We start from the raw sequence: 1,802 nt of genomic DNA on the forward strand, positions 1-1,802 counted from the left end.
ACACCCTACTTAACCGTCATACCGCCGCGGTATCTTTTAGCCACTAACACGTAGCGGGATGACGATTGTCGATAAATCTAAGTTACTTTTAGCAACAGTTATTCTCCACTAAATTACTCTGAATTTTGGTTATATTATTTGCGGATTTCACTGCTGAAATCTCAAATTTTGAGCTTGTGTTCAAAAATGATTCAACTGACCTGCCAAAAAAATCATATCTCCATCCCTTGAATAATTTATCTGTCTGTCTAGATATTGACCCGGTTAACTCATCTTTTGAAGAAACTAATTTCCTTGATATGTTACTTTCTTTACATTTACTATCTAAAATAATTGAGAGTATATCAAGTACAGATTTGTCATAATTACTCGATAAGGTGTTGTTTTGCTGCATCCAATTTCTCTCATTTTCATTAAAAATATTCACAAACTCTAGTAAATCCACATCTTTTATATTTTTTGTATTCCTCTTGAGATCATCTAAAATCTCATCAACATGCTCTACATTTTTTTCAATAAAATCAGCTATTACAGCATTATTGATTATTTTATTACGGTTCATATTATAGCGCTGTGCTAAGGTTTCTTGCCACTCACTAACTGCTTTAACAGTTAGTATCAATCTTGGATTTACTTCATAATTAAATTTAATCCTCTTCCATGCATCTTTTGGGCTATGTAAATACTTATTTATATCAACTATTGATTCCATCTCTTCTTGAAACCAACCCATCCTATTATTTTCTTCAAGTTTATTGCACAATATTTGGTATAGGTCATATAGGTGTACCACGTCGTTTACTGCATAATCTAACTGATCTGAGATTTATGAAGAAGAAGCTGAAGTTATTCGTAAAGTATTTTCTTGGGTAGGAAGAGAAAGAGCCAGTATAGGAGAAGTTTTTGAGTAACCAATAAAGTCATGATAATAACAAAACATAGCAGCAACTTGGGTATCGAAAATTGGAGTGGGAATACATTTAAACACAGTGAGTAAGGATTCTATATCCTGCCGGAAGCTATGGAACACTTTGGTTATCCCCTGATTTAGCATTATTTTCTTAATGAATGATAAATCAATTTCTGGCACTAATGCGTCTACAATAAAACTCTTCTCTCCGTAAGAAATTTGAATTAACGATAATATTGGGTAGTAGATTAAATTATTTCTAATGAACTCCGTGTCAACTGCTATAAATTTCGGCTTTTTTGCTATCAATTCCTCACATATGTCCTCCAGCTCCGACGTTGTATTAATTAACATATGTTTTTTATTCAGTGGTTCTACTTTACCACTTATATTAAATTTTTGCAATTAATGACTTCTTGCAGAACTTTCTATCACTCATTGGCATAACACAAATAGCCTTTTCCATCCCAATTCCAGTGCTTCCTTCCACTGGGATCTAGAAGACTTAATTTCAACCAAGTGGCTGCATAATAAAGGCTGCATAAGGTGCTTGGCACTGGAATGATAGCACTCTACGTCATACCGCCGCGAACTGTCATAACGCCGCGGTATCTCTAGATCCCGCTGCGGGATGACGATTGTCGTTTAGCTATACATATTAAGAAATTTACCAAATAAAAAAAAGGCAAAAGAAGCCCTGGGGTTATTATCCGCTTTAAAATATTGGCGTTTTTTATGTTTTAAACGCTTGACAAGCAAGATTAAGCTGCTTTTAATTGCAGCTAACTTACACTGCAAATGTTTAAGAAGTTTACTAAGCAGAAAAAAAGACAAAGAATCCCCGAGTTAGCTAGTCTTTTACTATCTCTGTCGAGTATTGGCATTTTTTGAT

2 pseudogenes are annotated in these 1,802 nt (G+C 34.1%); both read right to left on the reverse strand.

What is annotated here, in order from left to right:
- Window positions 1–88 precede the first annotated feature (88 nt).
- Window positions 89–823: pseudogene (locus WGMM_RS07340) on the reverse strand (ribonuclease D); the annotation flags it as partial.
- Window positions 824–898: 75 nt separating this feature from the next.
- Window positions 899–1,264, reverse strand: a pseudogene (locus tag WGMM_RS07345) (ribonuclease D); the annotation flags it as partial.
- Window positions 1,265–1,802: the final 538 nt, after the last annotated feature.

The organism is Wolbachia endosymbiont of Glossina morsitans morsitans, assembly GCF_000689175.1.
Taxonomy (GTDB): domain Bacteria; phylum Pseudomonadota; class Alphaproteobacteria; order Rickettsiales; family Anaplasmataceae; genus Wolbachia; species Wolbachia pipientis.